We start from the raw sequence: 19,685 nt of genomic DNA, 5'->3' as shown, positions 1-19,685 counted from the left end.
TCAGACCGCGAAGTTGCGAAGCAGGCGCTGCGCGGCACGCTCGAGATCCCGAAATTCCACTCGCGCGCGTCCCTCATTGGCTGCAACCTTCGAACCGAAATGCAACAACCGCTTGAATTCTCCTGTGATCCCTCCGCTGTGGCGGTACAGAAATTCCGCATAACGGGGTTCTGCGAAGCGCTCTGGTTCAGCGAGGCGCATGCCTGTGGCCAGCTCGCGAATTATGCGCTGCGAAGACGCGCCGGGCTCCCATGGATTAAGCCGGACAATGATGGAGCGCTGCGCCAGCTCTTCATCCTCGCTGAACACGTCGGCAGCCCTGTCGAGTCCGGCGAGCACCATGGGCGTCGTCCCCTCGCTCATCAGGAAGCGCATCGCGTTCAAGGTGTCGTTGCGCGCGCGTCCACTCGCCGTCAGCGTGGCATGGATGTTATCGATCGCGACCATGCGCGTTCCTTGCTCGCGCAGCAAATCGACAACCTTGAAGTCAGCGGTGCGGTGGATCGCATTGGTAATCGGCCAGCCCTGCTTCCACAGCAGAGCGAGGTTGATCTTGATCGACGTCGGGTTGGAGGGGATCACGACCCGCAGCATCGGGATATGCCGTGCGTCAGCAGCAAGTTTAGCGCGATCGCCCGAGAACTCATGGCTGATGCGCCGCTGTGCCTCGCGCAAGATCGAGGTTTTGCCCATCCCGGATCTCCCGACCAGAATAATGCAGGTTGGCCGTTCTTCTGGACCGTCACGAGCAATATCAACAATCGTCTCAACGGCTTGCCGCGCCTCATCGAATCCAATCCAGAACGGCGATGGCGGTAGCAAGCTCATTCGTCCACAACTTCCCAGCCAGATGGACCAAGCACGCCGGGATCAACCCACTCGATGACCTGACCTGTTGGGGCAGGCGTTGTGGCACTGCCATGCCCCCTACCCTCGCCTTCGATCCGCTTCAGTCCATTACGCACCTGCCGTGTACGCTTCGCTGCTTGGAGGACCTCCTGCCGGCCCCGATGGACCAGTCGTGCAGTCTCTGCCTGGATCCCGTCGTTCTGAAAATAGTCCTCCAGCTGCCGTCGCTGTTTTCGCGCCGCCTCCCACTCTTGCTCGCTTACGTTCGGATAGCTGAAGGTCGCATTGAGAGGGATGAAATCGCCGTCCCACTCGAGATAAACGACGTTGAGATCGCGCTCATCGATGCGGACAACGACCTTGAGGCCAATCTTATCGTTGAGAAAAGATGCGAAATATTTGCGGCGGCGGATTACGACGCCGAAGGAATGAACCTGCACGTCCAAACCCGGGAGAAACTGCCTCATTAACCGTTCGGGGTTCAGGGTAGTTTGAAGGGCATGCGGTCGCCCTTCCAATGCAAGCGCCCAAGCATGAGCAGGAGACAAGCCGTCGAGACCTGCGTGCGGTCGGTTATGATATGCAGCGATCTGGAAAATGAGCCACCGCTCGAATTCTGGCAACGTCATGACAGCCGCGTCGCGGGGGTCGTAGCCATCGCGCTGGCTGACGTTCGAACCGGTTGCACCCGGTATCAGCTTCATTTTACCGACGAAAGTGCCAATCAGACGCTCGATATGACCTCCTAAATGAGAAGGGCCGAGCGGCCTCACATCGGGGTCGATCCCATTGGCAATGCAAGCGGACCGGAAGGCTTGCGATCGGTGCGGCTTGGCATAATCACAGTGGAGCCGAGCGAAAATGCCGTGCATCGGATAGCAAATCTCGAGTCCCATTTCCGCGAGCAACGGTTCCTTGGGCAAGATAGCATTCACAACAGCGCGCCCGCAGCGGTAGATTGATGGATCATCAAACGAGACGTAAAATCCGATGATGCAGCGGGTGAACACGTCAATCAGGAAAGTCAGCCAGGGTCGATCAAGCGGAGCTCGCAACTGCCGGTCTACCAGCATTAAATCGGCCCGCGTGCTGTCCATCTGCACAAGATCGAGGACCCCCTTGCTGTCGTAGTGATACGGGTGCGGCTCGGCTGCGCTGCGTGACTTGGACCCCTTGCTCGCCCTTGCTTTTCGCGTTTCAGTGATCTCACTGATCAGCCGCTCGATAACCCGCTCGGAAGGAACGCTTTCTTCCGGGAAACAGTAGTCCCCGTTGTCCGCGATAAGAAGATTACGCACCTGATACGCGACCAGCGCCTTGGCTGGCGGCGTCTTTGTGAGATAGAGTTCTTCGATAAGGCCGTCGATGGCCTCAGCGACATCCGGGCGTATCCGGTGAGTTCCCATTTTCGGACCAGGACGCGCCGGCGCCAAAGCTTCTGGAACAGGGTTCTCGCGAAAAATAGGTACCAAGCGGCTGACCTGACGGCTGCTGAGCCCCAATTCGTCGCTCACCTTGCGGATTGCCTCAACAGACACGGCACCCTCAAGCGGAATGTGTCTGCGAAAGCTTGCACAACGAAGGCGACCGATGCGCAGCGCCTCCATTGACGCCGATCTCTGCTGCACTGGCTTGCGATCGATCATGCCGCGACCCTTTGTGCGCGACATTATTTTTGGCGGGAGCTTAAACGAACCCCACCGGACTCGACAGAGTCTATGACGCTGCTGCGCACTTTACCTGACTGTATTGATTACCACAATCACGTTTTGTCATGAACTTTGTCGGTTCACAGCGGCTCGACGCTCTGCTCCCCAGCAGGGATCCCGACGGCACGCTGATCGAGTGGCTTGAGGAACTGCGAACCGAGGAATTCGACTTTTTCGAAGGCGGCAGCGAAATGGTCCAGGTCGGCGGGTTCGCAATCACGCGTTCGGCGCCGCGTGGCGCGGCCTGGGCTGCCTCATTGGCTGCGGCCATCAGGCCCCACCTTTTTGGGTTGGGCTCGGCCCCGCTGGCGCTTGCAGGCATCATGCCGCGGGCCTTGTTCCGCGAATTCCACGAAGAACCCCTGCCCGCCCTTCTCCGTTCAGCGCTTCAGACGGCCACTGACAATGCCGCGGCCGATTTGCGGGTGATGCGAGAGGCTGTCACTTTGGCCGACAAGCAGCTGGCCGGTCGGCTGTATGCCTCCTCAACCGCTCCGCAGGCGTGGCGCATGATCGTCAGCCTTGGTCCCCTTACCAGAGCGGAGCTTGCCAGATGCCTAGGCGTGACAAAGCGAACCGCTTCGCAATCGGTGTCCTCATTGCAGGAGGCAGGCATGGTGCGCTTGCGCGAGACCGATAGTGCTATTGTACCGGCCAATGCTGATCTAGTACCGCGCGAATAGCCTCTTCGGCTTCCTGCCGCGTCGCACCACCCTTGTTCAGCAAGGTAATGCGGACACCCTTGCGATCAGCACCCTCAATCCGAAGTACAGGCTGGCCAACCGCATTCGCGACGGTCTCGGCCTTTCCTGACTTCTTGGGGGTTCCTGACTTCTTGGGGGGATCAGCCGCGAGTGAAAGCGCCTTGATCACCTCGAGGACTGATGGCGAATGGTTCGTCCGTTCCCGTTCTGCGGCAAGCCGCGCTGCCTCCCGGAAGGCCCTCTCCTTCCGATCTTCTGGCTTCATGAGCGCCTTGAGTGCGATCGCATTGCGAATTCCGAGCTCATGCGGATTAGCAAAGGCTCTGGTCAACTCCTCGGGCAGGCGGGCCAGATCGAGATAGCGTGTGAGCCAGCTTTCGGACACTTTGAGCCGTTCGGCCATCGTCTTCTGACGACCCTCGTAGTAGGCCGACAATGCCCGGAGATAGTCCTTCGCGCGCTCGAAATCGGTTAGGTCGTCCCGTGCGCGGTTCTCGAGATCTGCGAGCCTGAAAGCCTCCTCATCGCCAATCTCGCGCACGTCGACGAGGAACTTGAAGTCTGGGTAGTTGTGCGTCCGCAGCCAGCTGACCGACCAGTGTCGCCTCGCCCCGCAGATGACCTCGAAATCATAGCCATCTTCGCCCGACAGGCGACGGACAATAGCCGGGATCTCTTGCCGCCCTTGGGCCTTGATGCTCTCGATCAAGTCTGCGCAGCGTTCCTCATTGAGGAGCGCGTAGTCGCGATTGTGGCCAGCCCACATCCGGCACCTTGCTGGATCAACGAGCTCATGCGTGCGCGAGACAATCGCACCGGAAGCGAGATCGGCCAAACGGTTTGATCGCCCGGTAAGCACATTCGACGCGATGCTCGATCGACGCGGCGCGGCGGAATCCTCGGTCAGATCGATCCCGGCTGCCAAGTCGGCGGCAAAACCGCTGTTCTTCCTACTCATGCAAGCCTCCCATTAGCAGAATTGCACGCGTGCAATTTTCCCAGCGGCTCATACCAAGGCCTCCTGCCGGAGGCGCTTTTGATGGCTTGGCCACATCGATCGAATGTCGACTTCGATTTCTGAGTTCACGCCATCAAGATAATTAAGGCAGCGATTGCGTACCGCCGAGCTCGTAGCAGGCCCGTCGAGTTCATAAACTGTCATTAGCCGCGCAGTCGCATTGTCGATCTCGGCAGAGTCCTTGAGCGGCGTTCGAACCATGGCGTGGCCAAACAGCGTCCGCATCAACTGCAGAAGCTCCTTCTGCATCGACTTGTTCTCATCGACCTTTGAGGCAACGAAGCGCAGAAACGTTAGTTCTGGGGCAAGACCTCGGTCGGCCAGCTGCTCAATCGTCTCATCAAGCATTGAGAGGAATGCCGCAGTCGACGAGAAGTCCATCACGGTCGGAGGAACCGGAACCACCAACGCATTCGCAGCTCGCAACACGGACAAAGAGATAGCCCCGAGGGCGGGCGGTGGGTCCATGACGATGACATCGAACCGATCCGAGATGCTCTCAATCCCTTCCTTGAGGCGGTCAAGTAAGGCTCCGTTCCCCTGCGCCATTCTGGCGGCCAGTTCGTACTCGGAATTAAACAGGCGAAGATTGGCAGGGATCAGCTCAAGGCCGTCGAAATGGGTCTTGCGGAGGGCGTAGTCGAGCGATGACCGCTCACCCTCACGAAGGAATGGGTAGAGGGTATCGTCCTCTGTCAGATCGAGATCTGGCACATAGCCAAACAGCGTCGTCGCAGAGGCCTGGCTGTCGCAGTCGATCAATGCAACACGATAGCCCTTGATCGCGAGATATTGCGCCAGGTGAACAGACAGCGTCGATTTGCCGACGCCGCCTTTGAAATTCTGAACCGCAACCACGCAACACGGATCGGTCGGAGCACGATACGGCCTGGTGCCGAACACGCCGCGCATGTCGTTAAGCTGGGCAAGAGTGTACCTCTCGCGTCGATTGCTATCTGTCCTCGCCGGCTCGGGCAGCCTTCCATCTTTCTCGGCGTCACGGATAGCCGCCGGCGTCCGCCCGACGAGCTCTGCCGCCTTCCCGATCGTAAAGGTAGGCTCGCGGCGCGCATCTGCCCGAGCGCTTCGTGCGGAGTCGCGCAGCTTTTCGAGCACCGACGATGTTCGACTGGCGAGCGTTGCAACCGAGACTAAACGCTCGGCTTCTTCGATCTGAAGTCCGTTAGACACATGCCGTCCTTTCGCAATTGAGGGTATGCTACACCCACTTGCGCTTTTCGGTCAAGAAATTCGGAAATTTCGAAAGTCGGGCCGCATTGTCGCGCCGATTCTAGAGCCGGATCAGGCAATCCTGACTCGGTGGGGGCATGGCGAATTGCACGCGTGCAATTCTTGAGCGTCAGGGCCGCCCGCGCCGGTTTACCCAGCCCTCACAAAAGCCCTTCCAAGCAGCGATGAGCTTGGCGCCACGAAGCTTCTCCAACCGATTGCCCATGTGTTCGCGAAAGCCGCTCGCGATAAGATCGACATCCCATCCACCGCCATGCTTTCGGGCGACTTCAAGCAAATCGGCGTGCCCGAAGCGGATCGAGCCAGACGACGGGAAGGTGGACTCTGACTGCTTGATCGCAGGCGCCGCGCTGGGCGGTGCTGCTATTGCCCCCTGCCCCGCAGTTACTGTTTCGACCGAACCTGTCCGCCTCGCTTGGCGCCCCGCCGAGTGCCGGTCGAGCTCGTCTACGGTTTCGAGAACCTCGGGCGCACCTTTGGGTTCAAACCGAAACTCGAGTTCAGTGACCGTTCGTCCCTGCCGGATCTCGCGCCATTCGACACGGAAGTGAGCGAGCTGGTCAATTTCAGACTTCGCCTTTTCAAGCACCTTGCGCCGAAGCTGAGCGAAGTCCGTGTAGACATCAGGCGGGATGCCAAGCGCTGCACGCAGTGCCTGCATATCTCCTCGCCAGGTTGCTTGGCGGCGATGGAGGCGAAGGGCTCCAAGCTCGTAAAGTTTGAGCGCATAATTCGAGCGGAAACCCAAGACCGCTTGCCGGTTAAGCACGGCATAGGTCTCAGAAGCCTGGATCAGCTTACGCGCATCGGGCGTGAACTCCCATTCGATCCAGCCCGTCTCTCCGCCATCCTCGTCGGTTTCCTCTTTAGACCGAGAGATCAGGGAGAACAGGAGAGTCGCCTTCTTTCCGCGCCACGATTTATCATCCACAGCAAACAGGGTGCGATGGAGCTCCTGAAGCATGTCGCTGATCCGCTCGTTACCCTTGTGGCCTCGGCGTATATCGGCTTTGCGAATGCGATGAGGACGATCTTCCCATGCGTCTCCACCTGCGGTCAGGATCATGAGCGCCAACAGCCGCGATGCCGTCAGACTAAGCGACTCACCTTTGACGAATTTGATCTCAATGATGTTGCCCGGTTTGGCGAACTCGTCGCCACCCTTTGCCTTCAATGCAGCAGCAACGCGCATCGCACGTCCGGGGGAACCTTCTTCAGGCTTCTCCTCGGAAGCTTCTACTATTGGGCCGTCATCAGTTTCCATGCCATAGTGCGATCAGAGCTTGATTCTTTGAAGGATTGATTGCTGCCTGACCTGACCTCTTGCGTCAAGTCAGGTCAGGTCAGGAATCAATGTGCAGCCCCCAAGAGGTCAGGATTGAAGGGCAAGGGAGGGGTTACGGAATCGTCGGAATTCCTGCGAGTCGGCAAGCGTCATGAACGAACGCAAGCTAGGGTTCAGTTTTTACAAAACCAGGCAGGAGAAAACGCTCGAAAGGCCCGCTACATCTACTGGAACAGGCTCTCCCCCCATTTGGTCAGGAATGCCCCAGAAGGTCAGGGGAAAGCCCCCGCTCGGTCAGGATGTAGCCCCCAGAAGGTCAGCCTAACACCCCCATCGGGTCAGGAAAAACGGCATAGTCCTCTGAATTCAGGCCATAAATCGGACCTGAATCTGAATCTCTAGAATCAGAAATCCTTCCGCTGCAAGCAGCGGCGTTTTTATGATGATGTTTTTGAAGGTGATCGGCCAGCAACCCCCTCCCATCGGATCAGTGAATCACTGACGCAGCTGTGATTCATATTCCCGGTTGGACCATTGGTCCGTGTCTCTGCCACCAGGCTACTATGGAAACACCAACCAGTCAGTCGTGGCATTGGCAAGCCGTCGACAATTCGCGCAACGTCGCGCGAGAATACCACCTCTGGATCCAAACCGACTTGTTCGGGTGGACAACTGTTGAACGCCGCTGGGGGCGGATAGGCTCAAAAGGGCAGGGCCTCATTCTTAGCTTCGAGGCGACGGCACAAGCCGAAGCGACCGCTCAGCTGATCCGTCAAAGACGAGCAAGCGCATTCAAGCGAATTGGAGTTCGCTACAGCCAACTTCGATGACTGCAGGCCCTATGGGGACGATTGAAAGCACCCGGCGCTCCTCAAGTGCACGGCAGGAAGGGGAGGGGGAAAGCTTTAGGGACGCTTATGACCCTATCAGCACTCCGACCAACTCAAGACACGATCAACCTTGTCACAGCTCTGCGCGGCACATGGCACGGCTCCTACGCTATGTGCCGATGCCCTGCTCATGACGACAGGACGCCCTCATTATCGATCCGCCAAGGATTATCAGGGGTCCTCGTGCATTGCTTTGCCGGCTGCAATCCAAGGGACATCATACGTGCCCTGCGGAATACAGATCGAGTTCGAGGCGTAGAACCCCGCCCAACGCAAAGTCTGCATTCCAGTCAACTCGCTCAGCGTCTGTGGAGTGATGCGGTCGGCGTTTATGGTACGCTGGGAGAACGCTACCTCATTGGGAGATGTCTACCCCTCGATCTGCCTGACGTGCGCTTCCACCCGAAGTGCCCTCTCGGCCGAAAGCCAAACACTGCATTTCATCAAGCATTGCTCGTCGCTGTGCGAGACGGTGGTCACCTTGTCGCCGTCCAGCGCATCATTCTCGACCCGAGAACGAACCAGCATCAGGGTAAATTCTTGCTCGGGCGCTGCGGGCAAGGGGCATGGCAACCGACGCCGAGTGGACGAGTTCTGGCAGTAGCGGAGGGCTTCGAAGATGCTGCTGCCTTCACCCGTCTGTCTGGCGTAACCTGTTGGGCGGCGATGGGCGCTTCCCGACTGCCAAACCTTAAGCTGCCGCTGGAACTCGACACATTGATCATAGCCGAGGACAACAATTCGCCAGGGCGAAGGGCAGCACACCGAGCGACGATGGCTTACGCTAGACCTGGCCTTCAGATCATTCGAAGTGCTCCGGGCAATGGCGATGATTGGGCCGCAAACAACGAGTTATTTCACCGATGGGATCCCTACTCCGAAGATTGATGAGGACTAATTTTTCCTGGTTATCCTTTTGGCACCAGATGACGGTTCCCGTGGTGCGAACTCCAATCGATCCTCGCGAAAATAGCATAAATGCCTGTTTTACTTCCCAATAGGCCCGCCTTGCGCCATCTTGCGCAGGTTCAGGGAGGTCGAAGAAAGAAATGCGAGTTCATTCGTTATCGGTGACAAACTTTCGCGGCATCAAGTCCGCCACCATCTGTCTGCCTGCGCATGCAGTGCTTATCGGTGACAACAACACTGGCAAGTCTTCGGTTCTAGAGGCCATCGATCTGGTACTTGGCCCCGATCGACTCTCCCGTCGACCACCGGTCGACGAGCACGACTTCTTCGAGGGTCGTTATCTCGCTCCCGCTACCGCCGTGGCAGAGGCTGACCACGATGGGCAGCCTCCCGTCGAGGCCGCAGGCAACCCATTGGCGGACTCAGTGCCGCCGCGCATCGAGATCGAAGTGACGATCACGGACCTATCGGAGGAACAGCTGGCTCGTTTCGGCGGTAGAATCGAGTGGCTCAACACGGCTGATGGAACCCTGTTCGTTGAGGCGAACCCCGCCGGCATAGATGCAGCCGCCGTCGTCGCAGCGCTACGCGTCACCTTTATCGGCCAATATGACCCGGACGACGACGATTTCACTGGTGCCACTTACTTCACCCGCAGCTTGACGGAAGACGATACTCCGACTCCGTTCCGCAAGACTGACAAGCAGCATTGCGGCTTCTTGTTTCTCCGCTCGCTTAGGACCGGATCCCGCGCCCTCAGCCTTGAGCATGGCAGCCTGCTCGACATCATCCTCCGCTTAAAGGAAATCCGCCCCCGGCTTTGGGAAGGCACACTGGATGCGCTTTCCACACTGGACGTGGCTGGTGACCCCCAGATGGGCATCAGCGGAGTCCTTGAGAGCGTGAACGCCTCGCTTAAGAAATACGTGCCTCGAGAATGGGGTGCAAAGCCGCACCTTCGCGTTTCCAGCCTGACACGCGAGCATCTCCGCAAAGTGATAACGGCCTTCATCGCCACCGGCAGTGGCGACCATGCCGCCCCCTTTTACCGGCAGGGTACCGGCACAATCAACATGCTCGTCCTCGCGCTTCTTTCTCAAATCGCCGAGGACAAGCAGAATGTGATCTTCGCCATGGAAGAGGTCGAAACTGCTATTCCTCCCTATGCGCAGAAGCGCATCGTCCATGAGCTACGCAAGCTCTCCGCCCAATCGATAATCACCTCTCATTCGCCCTACGTCCTTGAAGAATTTGGTCTAGACGAGACCGTCATCCTTTCCCGGAGCAGCCAAGGCATACTCAGCCAAGCTTCTATCGCCCTTCCTGAAAGCGTGAAGCACAAGCGCTACCGACAAGACTTCCGCACCAAATTCTGCGAAGGGCTGCTGGCGCGCCGGGTGCTCATTGCGGAAGGCGATACCGAAGCCGCGGCGCTTCCGGTCGTCGCGCGTCGGCTCTCTGATCTCAATCCGGCGACCTACAGCTCAATCGAAGGCTTGGGAATCACCGTCATTAACGCGAAGACCGAGACTCAGATCGCCGATCTCGGTAGGCTCTATGCGGGGTTGGGCAAGCGGGTGTTTGCGCTGTGTGATTTGCAGACCGCGGAGGCGCAGCAAGCCATCGAGGCCGAGGTCGAACAGCTGTTCATGCATCCCGAAAAAGGCATTGAGGACCTTGTCCTCAAGAACACCACCTTGGAGGCCATGAACCGCTTCTCGCAGTCGCTGGCTTGGCCGCCGCATCTGGCAGCCAAGCATGCGGGCGCCGACGTGAACATGATCGATGCGCTGATGGACTATTTCCAGTGGTCCAAGGGTAATTGGGGCATCGCCGACTTCCTGGCCCAGTGCTCAGAAGCCGAGATACCGTTGTGGTTTCGGCAAACCTGCGCGCGGTTGCGCCAGCTGTGCGATCCGCCTCCACCTCCGCCTGTTGCAGATCCTGCACCTGGCGGAGGTGGCGACGACTTCGACGCGCTTTTCAGGTAACAGCGGTAATCATGGTCGACCTGACGCCGAAGCAGCAGATCGTGCTCGCGACCGCCGGCCACCAGCTGGTTACCGGTGGCCCCGGTTCCGGCAAGACGACCGTCTCGATCCTGAAGGCAGCGAAAATCGCCCGCGAAATGCTCAAGCCAGGGCAGCGTGTCCTCTTTCTCAGCTTCGCGCGTGCGACGGTCTCCCGTGTCCTCGAAGCCATCGACGAAGAAAAAGACGTCTCGTCCGACGAGCGGAGCCGGATCGAGGTTGACACCTATCACAGCTTCTTCTGGCGGCTTCTCAAGACGCACGGCTATCTGGTCGGCCTGCCGCGTAGGATCTCGATCCTCACACCGCCAGGTGAAGCGATCGCCCTAGCTGCGATCCGCCGGGAATATGGCCCCGACAAGAAGCTCGACGAAGCCCAGCTGGCCGAAAAGAGAGCGCGCGAGAAGGCTGAGCGCGACCGACTTGCGTTTGCAGAGGGGAAAGTCTGCTTCGATCTGTTCGCTGATCTCGTGGCACGGCTGCTCGAGGGTTCCGCCAAACTGCGAGCAATGACTGCTATAGCTTGGCCCTGCATCATCTTCGATGAATTCCAGGATACGAGCGCGGATCAGTGGCGTGTCGTGAAGGCGCTTGGCGACCGTTGCACCTTGATTGCGCTGGCCGACCCGGAGCAACGCATTTTCGAATTCATTGGCGCCGATCCGGCCCGCCTTGATCATTTCAAGGCTGCGTTCGCTCCGACCTTCACCGAGCTCGGCTCGGACAATCACCGCAGCAAGGGCACGGACATACTACTCTTCGGCAACGAGCTGCTGACCGCCAAATTCAGCAAGGCCGAATACTCTGGCATCAGCTTTTGCTTGTTTCCGTCCAACCGGAACCAGGCCTATGCCGCGCTGGTCACGCAGGTCCTTCAGGCGCGAGCCCGGCTGATCGCCACCGGACGGCGCGACTGGTCGCTCGCAATCCTCGTTCCAACCAAGCGGAAGATGCGGCTCGTTTCCGATATCCTGCGCGATCCGTTCGGTAACGTTCCGACTATCTCACATGCCGCCTCGATCGATATGGAAGGACCGATCCTGGGAGCCGAAGTCATTGCGCAACTGATGCAGCAAGAGCGTGCTTCGGATGACCTCGACCAGTTGGTGCATTTGATATGCCAATATCTTCGCGGCCGTGGGGGATCCGACCCAGGCAAGGGAGATCTGGGCGATGCGGTCAAGCTGGAGAGCGCGCTGGCGAAATGGAACGAGCGGATCGCCGGGGGACAGGCGCCGCACGCGAACAGTGTCATCCATCCTATCGCTGCCGTCCTTTCCGCAACCCGGCAGGTCGTTATGGTCGGCGATCCAGACAAGGACTGGATCGCCATCCGCGCCACGCTCGCTGATGGAGCGTGTACCCGGTTGCGGGCTATTGCGAACGACGCCCGCAACGTGCGTCTGCTCGAACGCGGCAATCTGATGCGCAATACGCTGGAACAGAACTGGCGAGAGCGGGGTCGCTATTCCGATGCGCTTGACATCACTCGATTGGCGTTTGTTCAGGATCACTTCGCCACAGCTCAGCGCCCCGAGACGGGCGTCATTGTGATGAACATGCATAAGGCGAAGGGGAAGCAGTTTGACGAAGTGATCGTGTTCGAAGGCTGGCCACTCAGGGTGGGTAAGGAGATTAAGGCGAACCCGGATCGGATCGTTCGCGAAAACAAGCTAGAAGGCGACCTATCCCAGGCACGTCAGAATTTTCGCGTGAGCGTGACTAGGGCTAAATCGCGCACCACGGTCATGACGCCAAAGGACGACGTCTGCGTCCTTCTGAAATCTGACTGAAAGATGGACCCAGTAAGTTAGCGGCAAACTAGAGAAAGCAATGAAATATTGCTGGTGGCCAACCCGGAGACGAGTGAGCTGCCTCTTGGTGTCTTCAAAGACTTGGGAAAACGGACCCCAAAGCCTTCCTTAGCCAAATGTTCGGGCCACGGATTCCAAGCCCTCTGATACTTTTGCCATTGAGACCCGGACCCCAGTATCCCGAGCGTGCGACGGCCAATCGGCGAGTGATGCACGAACATCGTCGATCACTGCGAACACGCGCTTGGGAGAGATACCGTGGGTCTTCGCGAGTTTCTCTATATGTTGGCGGGTAATGGTGCGCCCTTCGCCCAGAACAGCCATGTAATGCTCGCCGCCGGGGCCATTCGAGAACGTCAGGTCGAAGGCCGGCGCAAGCCGCCAATCTCCCCGAGCGTCCATCAGGTAAGCATGTTGGCGAACATGATCGTCGCGGTTTCGCGCGAGCACGTTGAAGACCATGCGGCGGAAGGCTTGCTCGACGTCCGCCATGCTGTGGGTGATCGCCAATGTCGCCTTCAGGAACCCGTCGTAGTCGACACTCGGCATATGCGGCGAGGCCTCAAGCACTCCGCCCAGACTGACCATATGAAGCCTTTTTCCGGGCACGGGCCGGTCGAAACGCCTTGTCGCGAAATGGCCTGGCCCCTTCGCAGAGGAGATCAATCGCGTTTCAGCCATTTCAATTCCCGCAGCGCGGGCCATCCGGGCGTAGGCCTCCTCCAGCGGCCCGATATCTGCGGGGTCGTTGGTCGCTGCAAACTTGACGATCCATTCCTCACCGGCGCTCCTGGTTCCCGCTGCAGCCAACTCGTCTCCTGCGGACAGCGTGCCGCCCGCGTCGATCGCCACATGAACTTTCGGCCGCGCGCCGCCCGAGCCGCCGCCCAGGCGAGTGAGCAGCGCCTCCAGCTCTGTCTCCTCGCCGAGCAGAACGTGGCGGGATTCATCGGCCAAAGCATCGAGGTCGATAGTACTTGAAGTTTCACCATCAAGCGTTTCAGGCTGGAATACGAGCGCGCCCCGACCTTTCGTGCCAACAAGGGCGAGCCGGTCGACTGCGTTTAGGTCTTCGAACCGGTGACCCATTTTCTGAAGCCGCCGCTTCAACAAGAGCATGCCCCAGGCATCGGGCAGACAGTCCGACAGGAAACCGTGGAGGCCTTCAAAGGTCCGGCTGCGGGCAGGGTGCAGGCCCGGTTCAGCCGGATAGTGCAGCGGAGAAATTGGCATCCCTTCCGCTATGATCTCTGCAGACCATTCGAGCTGCGCAAGGCCCCTGGCCATTGCCAGCCTGCCGACCGAAAGCGGCGCGGCAGTCTCATCGGTCAGCAATCCAACCACCAAGGGCGTTCCCGGAGCCAGCTTCATGGCCTTGCACCGCTAGCACGCTTGCGCTGCGGCTTTGCTGCTTGGCGCTGCTGCGCGAGCAGCTCATCCATGCTGGTTGCCGGAACTTGCGGAAACAGCGCGACAATGCCTTCATCGCAGCGCAGTGCGATGGCGGCGCGCACAAGATCTTCGATCGAAGCCCTGCCTTCGGCCTCCATCCTTCGCCACGTCCTGTGAGACACGCCAGCTTTGGCAGCTGCCGCTTGCTGGGTAAGGTCGAGGGCCAGGCGGCGTACCTTGATCCGCTTGCCGAGGCCCGTCAGCTGATCCGGGAGGGTGAGATACATAGGCCATATATGGCCTTTATCCGCAAAAACGTCAACTTATAGGCCTTATTTGGCCGATGAACTCTCCCTAGTGCAATGCTGCGGGCCAAAACAGGCATTCCAAGAGTGGCGCTGCTCAACGCCTCTGGCGCAATTCCAAGCTCCGCGCTGCCGAACCGGAAGGGGAGGGGGAGGCTGTGGTGCGCATCAGCATCAGGAGCAGCGCATGACCGATCTTTTCACCCCGTTCGACTCCCGCCTTGATCAGGTCATCGACGAAGTCGCGCTCGAGATCGCCGGTGGATCGCTTACGAAGATGACGCTCTTCGACGCAATGAAGCGCCTCCATGGAGGAAGCTCGGCTGAGGGCCGCTGGGCACAGCGCGATGCGTATGACCTCCTCGAAGCAGGGGTGACCCGTCACCTCCTAAGATTACCCCGTCCGGTGCGCCTGGACGACATCACCGCTTTGAGTCTTCTGGTTGAGCAGCTGCCAACCCATACGGTCAGGAGCGAAGACCAGATTCGGTTTCAACAGTTCTCCACGCCTGCCGATCTTGCGGCACTTGCGACTGTCCTTGCGCAGCCCCGGCCAGACGACATCGTGCTGGAGCCGAGTGCGGGACATGGTGCGCTCGTGGCCAGCCTGCCGACAGTAAGGCAGCTGCACCTCAATGAGCTTGATCCCAAACGCCGTGAGAAACTCGCTCTGCTGTTCAAACATGCCAAGCTTACCGGGATCGACGGTGCGATGCTGGCTTCCGCGCTGGATCCTTCGCTGCGCCCCAGCCTGATTCTCATGAACCCCCCGTTCTCCCGTTCGGAGGGAAGGGGCGTCGATCAATTCGCTGCTGTCCGCCATCTGCGCGCCGCGCTCGGTCGATTGGCTCCTGGCGGCAGACTTGTCGCTATCATGCCGGACTGGTTCACCACCAGCGCTAGGCTCTCGAAAATCTATGACCAGACATTCGAGAACTGCACGGTGCAAACAGCTTGCCGCCTTGCCAGGTGCTACCACAAGCAGGGGACCAGCGTGCCGGTTCGCCTCTACGTGATCGACAAGGTTCCCGGAAACATCCGTCCTGCGATCCTCGCTAGATCGAATGTCGCCGAGATTGCCGCGGCGGTTGCAGTGGTAAAGCGGGCAGTCGGTCCTTGCGAGGCTTCACCAATTTACGCACGGCAGCAGACCAAGCCCGGCACGCTTTTCAAGGCGATGCGCACAAGTGCAAAGCCGCCTGCGGCTAAGCCGCGCGTAATCGAAGCGCCATCGATATCGCCGCTTGTTTTTCGCAGCCTGGCAACGCCGCGCCCTCTGGGCGAGCAGGCCGGTGTCTATCTGCCTTACCGCCCGAGCCGGATCGACATCGATGGTGCAAAGGCGCACCCGACCCCGCTGGTGGAAAGTGTGGCCATGGGCTCCATACCAGCGCCGGTGCCGGAGTATTGCCCCAGCCTGCAGGGCCGCATCCTCAAAGAAAGCCTGCTTTCGGAAGCGCAGCTCGAGACGGTGATCTATGCCGGCAATGCCTGGCAGCAGTATCTGCCGGGCCTGTTCGTCCCGGCTGACGAAGGTGTCGCTCTCACTCTGGCCGAAGACGGACACAGCTACCGCAAGGGCTACTTCCTCGGTGATGGCACTGGCGCGGGCAAAGGCCGACAGATTGCCGCCTGCATTCTAGACAACTGGCTAGCCGGACGCCGCAAGGCGATCTGGGTATCCAAGAACGAGAGCCTGCTCGAAGATGCGCGCCGGGATTGGAGCGCGATCGGCGGGATGACTGCCGACATTCAACCGCTCTCCAGCTGGAAAATCGATCAGCCAGTGCCGTTCCGCGAGGGGATCCTCTTCGTCACGTACCCGACGCTGCGCAGTCAGAGGCAGGATGCGACCCGTCTGAAGCAATTGCTGGACTGGGCCGGGGCGGATTTCGAAGGTGTCATCGCCTTTGATGAGAGCCACGAAATGGGCGGGGTGGCAGGAGGCGAGGGCGCCCGCGGGAGCAAATCAGGTTCCCAGCAGGGCATCGCCGGCGTCATGCTCCAGAACCATCTGCCCAAGGCCCGCGTGCTCTATGCCTCGGCGACCGGGGCCTCTGAAGTCAACAATCTCGCCTATGCGGTTCGGCTCGGCCTTTGGGGACCAGGAACGGCGTTTGCCAACCGCGAGGATTTCATCAGCCAGATCAGGGCAGGTGGCATCGCTGCGATGGAGCTGGTGTCGCGCGACCTTAAGGCCCTTGGGCTTTACCAGGCACGGGCGCTGAGCTTTGCCGGGGTCGAGTACGAAATCCTCAAGCACGGCCTGACGGCCCAGCAGATCGCTGTCTACGACACCTATGCGGATGCTTGGGCGATTATTCACCAGAACATGGAGGAGTCGCTCGCGCTGACCGGTGTGGTCGACGAGATCGACGGCACCACGCTGAACGGCGGCGCGAAGGCCGCAGCCCGCAGCCGCTTCGAAAGCACCAAGCAGCGCTTCTTCAACCAGCTGCTGCTTTCGATGAAGCTCCCGACTCTGATCAGCGCCATCAATAAGCACCTGGACCAGGATGACGTGGTCGTGGTTCAGCTGGTCTCGACCGCCGAAAGCATCCTCGACCGAAGGCTCGACAGCCTTTCACCCGAAGAGCGGGCCGAACTCGACCTTGATCTCAGCCCGCTTGATGCGGTCATCGAATACCTCGAGCGAGCTTTTCCCACCCAGCAGATGACGTTCTACACCGACGACACCGGTGCTACCCGTTCGACGCCGATGTTCGACGAGGACGGCCGCCCCGTGCACAACCAGGCTGCGATCGCCCGGCGCGCCGAGCTGATCGAGCATCTTTGCGCGATGCCGCCAATCAAGCCAGCCCTCGACGGGATCATCGAACACTACGGGACGGATAAGGTCGCAGAAGTCACCGGGCGCACAAAGCGCCTCATTTCTCAGGCCGATGGTAGCCAGCGCCTCGAAACTCGCTCCCCCCGCACGAACCAGTCGGAAACCGACCAGTTCATGGATGGCCGCAAACCCATTCTCGTCTTCAGCGATGCAGGCGGAACGGGGCGTTCCTACCATGCCAGCCTTGACGCACCCTGCCAGAAGCGCCGGGTGCATTTCCTTCTAGAGCCGGGCTGGCGCGCTGACCGGGCCATCCAGGGCCTCGGCCGCACCCACCGCACTCATCAGGCGAACACCCCCCTATTCAGGCCGGTCACGACCAACTGCAAAGGTGAGCTGCGCTTCACCAGCACGATCGCGCGGCGCCTCGACAGCCTTGGGGCATTGACGCGTGGCCAGCGCCAAACCGGCGGCCAGAATCTGTTCGATCCGGCGGACAATCTCGAAAGCCCTTATGCCAAGGCGGCGCTCACCAGCTGGTTCGGCCTCCTCGCAGAGGGAACGCTGAAGAGCGTGACCTTGTCCGACTTCGAGCAACGCAGCGGATTGACGATCGTCTCCCAGGATGGCGTGCTCGAAGAAGACCTTCCCCCGATCCAGCGGTGGCTCAACCGCATTCTTGCCCTGCCGATCGGCATGCAGAACGCAATTTTCGATGAGTTTCTCGGGCTCCTCGAAGCCCGGGTTTCCGCGGCGCGTGAGGCCGGTTCTCTCGATGTGGGCGTCGAAACGATCCAGGTCGAAAGTGCCGACGTCATCGAAGATATTGTGCTGCGGACGGATGCACGGACCGGGGCGACCTCGCACCTCCTCCAGCTGGCGCTCAGGACGCGTACCCGGCCAATCACGCTGGAAAGGGTGAAGCAGCGCCTCGAGCTGTCGGACGGGTGCATGCTGATGCACAATACCAAGAGCGGCAGGGCGGCGCTGGCTGAGCCGTCCCGGCATTTCATGACCGATCGGGGCGAACTGATCCGCCGCGTCATTCTCCACCGACCGCTGCGCCGCGAATACCATCAGCGAGGCGACAAAGCGCGTGTCGCGATGCTCCTTCATCGGCGCATTGGGGAGCAGCATCAGGCACATCGCAGGGGTCACCACCAGCGCGACCAGCAACGATGCGGCAATCGCCAGCACATAGGCAATCGCCAATGGCCGGAAGAATGTCCCCGCCACCCCGCCGAGGAAGAAGATCGGCAAGAATACCAGCATCACGATCAGCGAGGCGAAGACCACCGCCGTGCGCACTTCGAGCGAAGCCGACAGAACTACGGCAAAGGCCGAGCGCGGTTTGCCCGCCTCGCGGTTCAGGCGAAGACGGCGGGCGATGTTCTCGACATCGATGATAGCATCGTCGACCACCTCGCCGAGCGCGATCACCAGTCCGGCGATCACCATTGTGTTGATCGTCGCCCCGCTCCACAGCAGCACGAGCCCGGCTGCGAGCAGCGACAGCGGGATCGCCACAAGGCTGATCGTCGCCTGCCGCCAGTCACGGGTAAAGGCGAACAGCACAATTGCGACCAGCACGCAGCCGATCATCAGCGCACGGGTCAGATTGTCGATCGACTTCTCGATGAAGGTTGCCGGGCGGAAGATCGTGGTATCGATCTTCACATCCTTGAGGCCCGGGCGCAGCTCTGCGACCGCCGCCTCGACATCGCGGGTCAGCTGGAGCGTATTGCCGGTCGGCTGCTTCTCGACGATCAGCATGAGGCCGGGGCCATCGTCGATGATCGCATTGCCGATGGGAGCGGCAAAGCCATCGGTCACCCGCGCGACATCGCCGACCCGAACTGGCGCATCGCCTGCAATCTTGATAACCGTGTTGGCGAGATCCTCGGAGGTTTGGATGGCGCTGGCCTGTTGCACCGGCAGCCGCTGGTTGGGCGTATCGACAAAGCCGCCGCCGCCGACCAGCACGGCATCCCCGGTTGCTGCGCGCAGCTCGGCGAGCGTCACGCCCGAGGCTTGCAGCCGGTCGGGGTCGGCAAGAACCTGAAGCTGGCGATCACGATAGCCCCACACCGCGACGTTGGCGACGCCCGGCACCGACATAAGCTTGGGCCGGATCGTCCAGCGCACCAGCTCAGACAGCTGCATCTGATCGAGCTTCTTGGAGGAGATGCCTATCTTCATGGCCCGGCTCGTGGACGATAGCGGCGGCAGCATAACAGGCGGGCGAGCAGCGGCAGGCAGTCGCGCCTGCACCTGTGCCACGCGCTCCTGCACCAGTTGGCGGGCGCGGATCACATCGGTGCCGCGCTCGAACAGGATCGTCACCGACGACAGCCCCAGCACCGACTTCGACCGCAGGGTTGCCAGATCAGGCACGCCATTGACCGCGGTTTCGATCGGCACCGTGATCAGACTTTCGACCTCCTCGGTCGACAGGCCCGGCGCCTCGGTCTGGATCTCGACAATGGGCGGAGCGAACTCCGGGAAAACATCAAGCGGCACATCGGCCGACGCGCGCAGGCCGAGCACCACCAGCAGCGCCGCCATGGCGAGCACCAGCACGCGCTGCTTCAGCGCGGAGCGAACCAGCCAGGCCAGCATCAGTGCGCGACCCCGAACTCGGTGCCGAACAGCTCGGCAGCGCCTGCGGTGACCACCAGCGTGCCAGTGTCCGTCGTCAGAACATTTGGCACAGGTCGCGGCGTAAATTAGCGGAGTGC

The 19,685-nt window shown here is 60.2% G+C and carries 12 protein-coding genes and 2 pseudogenes; 6 read left to right on the top strand and 8 right to left on the bottom strand.

Going from position 1 to position 19,685, the window contains the following annotated elements; all coding sequences use genetic code 11:
- Nucleotides 1-828 carry a TniB family NTP-binding protein gene (locus AX672_RS07285; RefSeq protein WP_066650423.1) on the bottom strand — a complete coding sequence of 276 codons (828 nt, stop codon included), beginning with the start codon at nt 826-828 and terminating at the stop codon, nt 1-3.
- On the bottom strand, nt 825-2,495 hold the full coding sequence (locus AX672_RS07280) for a Mu transposase C-terminal domain-containing protein (RefSeq protein WP_202189271.1): 1,671 nt from the start codon (nt 2,493-2,495) through the stop codon (nt 825-827). The genes AX672_RS07285 and AX672_RS07280 overlap by 4 nt, the downstream gene beginning before the upstream one ends.
- 128 nt (nt 2,496-2,623) lie before the next feature.
- Between AX672_RS07280 and AX672_RS07275 the strand changes: the two genes are divergently transcribed.
- Complete coding sequence (locus tag AX672_RS07275) at nt 2,624-3,241, top strand: MarR family transcriptional regulator (RefSeq protein ID WP_066650420.1); 618 nt, start codon at nt 2,624-2,626, stop codon at nt 3,239-3,241.
- Here AX672_RS07275 and AX672_RS07270 read toward each other — a convergent pair.
- The 3 genes from AX672_RS07270 to AX672_RS07260 all read right to left on the bottom strand — a co-directional run bounded on the left by AX672_RS07270 (nt 3,201) and on the right by AX672_RS07260 (nt 6,723).
- On the bottom strand, nt 3,201-4,220 hold the full coding sequence (locus tag AX672_RS07270) for a ParB/RepB/Spo0J family partition protein (protein WP_039330674.1): 1,020 nt from the start codon (nt 4,218-4,220) through the stop codon (nt 3,201-3,203). The two genes, AX672_RS07275 and AX672_RS07270, sit on opposite strands and share 41 nt — an antisense overlap.
- A 48-nt stretch (nt 4,221-4,268) precedes the next feature.
- Nucleotides 4,269-5,471, bottom strand: a complete 1,203-nt coding sequence (locus AX672_RS07265; RefSeq protein WP_039330676.1) for an AAA family ATPase — start codon at nt 5,469-5,471, stop codon at nt 4,269-4,271.
- 169 nt (nt 5,472-5,640) lie between these two features.
- Nucleotides 5,641-6,723: a replication initiation protein gene (locus AX672_RS07260; protein WP_039330893.1), complete on the bottom strand. Its 1,083-nt coding sequence runs from the start codon at nt 6,721-6,723 to the stop codon at nt 5,641-5,643.
- Nucleotides 6,724-7,379: 656 nt separating this feature from the next.
- Between AX672_RS07260 and AX672_RS18195 the strand changes: the two genes are divergently transcribed.
- From AX672_RS18195 to AX672_RS07250, 4 genes are all read left to right on the top strand, one after another.
- On the top strand, nt 7,380-7,646 hold the full coding sequence (locus AX672_RS18195; RefSeq protein WP_082013209.1) for a WGR domain-containing protein: 267 nt from the start codon (nt 7,380-7,382) through the stop codon (nt 7,644-7,646).
- 87 nt (nt 7,647-7,733) lie between these two features.
- On the top strand, nt 7,734-8,594 hold the full coding sequence (locus AX672_RS18190) for a DUF7146 domain-containing protein (protein ID WP_082013221.1): 861 nt from the start codon (nt 7,734-7,736) through the stop codon (nt 8,592-8,594).
- Between the two features lie 161 nt (nt 8,595-8,755).
- Nucleotides 8,756-10,606 (top strand): ATP-dependent nuclease, encoded by a 1,851-nt coding sequence (locus AX672_RS07255; RefSeq protein ID WP_039330678.1) that lies wholly within the window; start codon nt 8,756-8,758, stop codon nt 10,604-10,606.
- Nucleotides 10,607-10,617: 11 nt separating this feature from the next.
- The gene (locus tag AX672_RS07250) at nt 10,618-12,438 is read left to right on the top strand and encodes a UvrD-helicase domain-containing protein (RefSeq protein ID WP_039330679.1); all 1,821 of its coding nucleotides are present in this window, start codon (nt 10,618-10,620) and stop codon (nt 12,436-12,438) included.
- A 129-nt stretch (nt 12,439-12,567) separates the two neighbouring features.
- Here AX672_RS07250 and AX672_RS07245 read toward each other — a convergent pair whose 3' ends face one another.
- A complete protein-coding gene (locus AX672_RS07245; RefSeq protein ID WP_039330680.1) occupies nt 12,568-13,830 on the bottom strand; it encodes a type II toxin-antitoxin system HipA family toxin in 1,263 nt (420 codons plus the stop codon).
- On the bottom strand, nt 13,827-14,138 hold the full coding sequence (locus AX672_RS07240; RefSeq protein ID WP_039330681.1) for a helix-turn-helix transcriptional regulator: 312 nt from the start codon (nt 14,136-14,138) through the stop codon (nt 13,827-13,829). Before AX672_RS07240 ends, AX672_RS07245 begins: the two co-directional genes overlap by 4 nt.
- A 205-nt stretch (nt 14,139-14,343) precedes the next feature.
- Between AX672_RS07240 and AX672_RS18185 the strand changes: the two are divergent.
- Nucleotides 14,344-18,036, top strand: a pseudogene (locus AX672_RS18185) (strawberry notch-like NTP hydrolase domain-containing protein); the annotation flags it as partial.
- Between the two features lie 39 nt (nt 18,037-18,075).
- On the opposite strand, the pseudogene AX672_RS19015 reads toward AX672_RS18185, so the two are convergent.
- A pseudogene (locus AX672_RS19015) lies at nt 18,076-19,512 on the bottom strand (efflux RND transporter permease subunit); the annotation flags it as partial.
- Nucleotides 19,513-19,685 lie beyond the last annotated feature (173 nt).

The organism is Sphingomonas sp. CCH10-B3 (assembly GCF_001556185.1).
Lineage (GTDB): Bacteria > Pseudomonadota > Alphaproteobacteria > Sphingomonadales > Sphingomonadaceae > Sphingomonas > Sphingomonas aquatica.
Note: the sequence above shows the minus strand (reverse complement) of the source record. Positions and strands in the feature narration are given on the sequence as shown.

Bases quoted from the DNA above. Each gene is read 5' to 3' on its own strand.
- AX672_RS07285 (WP_066650423.1), bottom strand. From the start codon at position 828: ATGAGCTTGCTACCGCCATCGCCGTTCTGGATTGGATTCGATGAGGCG.
- AX672_RS07280 (WP_202189271.1), bottom strand. From the start codon at position 2,495: ATGATCGATCGCAAGCCAGTGCAGCAGAGATCGGCGTCAATGGAGGCG.
- AX672_RS07275 (WP_066650420.1), top strand. From the start codon at position 2,624: ATGAACTTTGTCGGTTCACAGCGGCTCGACGCTCTGCTCCCCAGCAGG.
- AX672_RS07270 (WP_039330674.1), bottom strand. From the start codon at position 4,220: ATGAGTAGGAAGAACAGCGGTTTTGCCGCCGACTTGGCAGCCGGGATC.
- AX672_RS07260 (WP_039330893.1), bottom strand. From the start codon at position 6,723: ATGCGCGTTGCTGCTGCATTGAAGGCAAAGGGTGGCGACGAGTTCGCC.
- AX672_RS18195 (WP_082013209.1), top strand. From the start codon at position 7,380: ATGGAAACACCAACCAGTCAGTCGTGGCATTGGCAAGCCGTCGACAAT.
- AX672_RS18190 (WP_082013221.1), top strand. From the start codon at position 7,734: ATGACCCTATCAGCACTCCGACCAACTCAAGACACGATCAACCTTGTC.
- AX672_RS07255 (WP_039330678.1), top strand. From the start codon at position 8,756: ATGCGAGTTCATTCGTTATCGGTGACAAACTTTCGCGGCATCAAGTCC.
- AX672_RS07250 (WP_039330679.1), top strand. From the start codon at position 10,618: ATGGTCGACCTGACGCCGAAGCAGCAGATCGTGCTCGCGACCGCCGGC.
- AX672_RS07245 (WP_039330680.1), bottom strand. From the start codon at position 13,830: ATGAAGCTGGCTCCGGGAACGCCCTTGGTGGTTGGATTGCTGACCGAT.
- AX672_RS07240 (WP_039330681.1), bottom strand. From the start codon at position 14,138: ATGTATCTCACCCTCCCGGATCAGCTGACGGGCCTCGGCAAGCGGATC.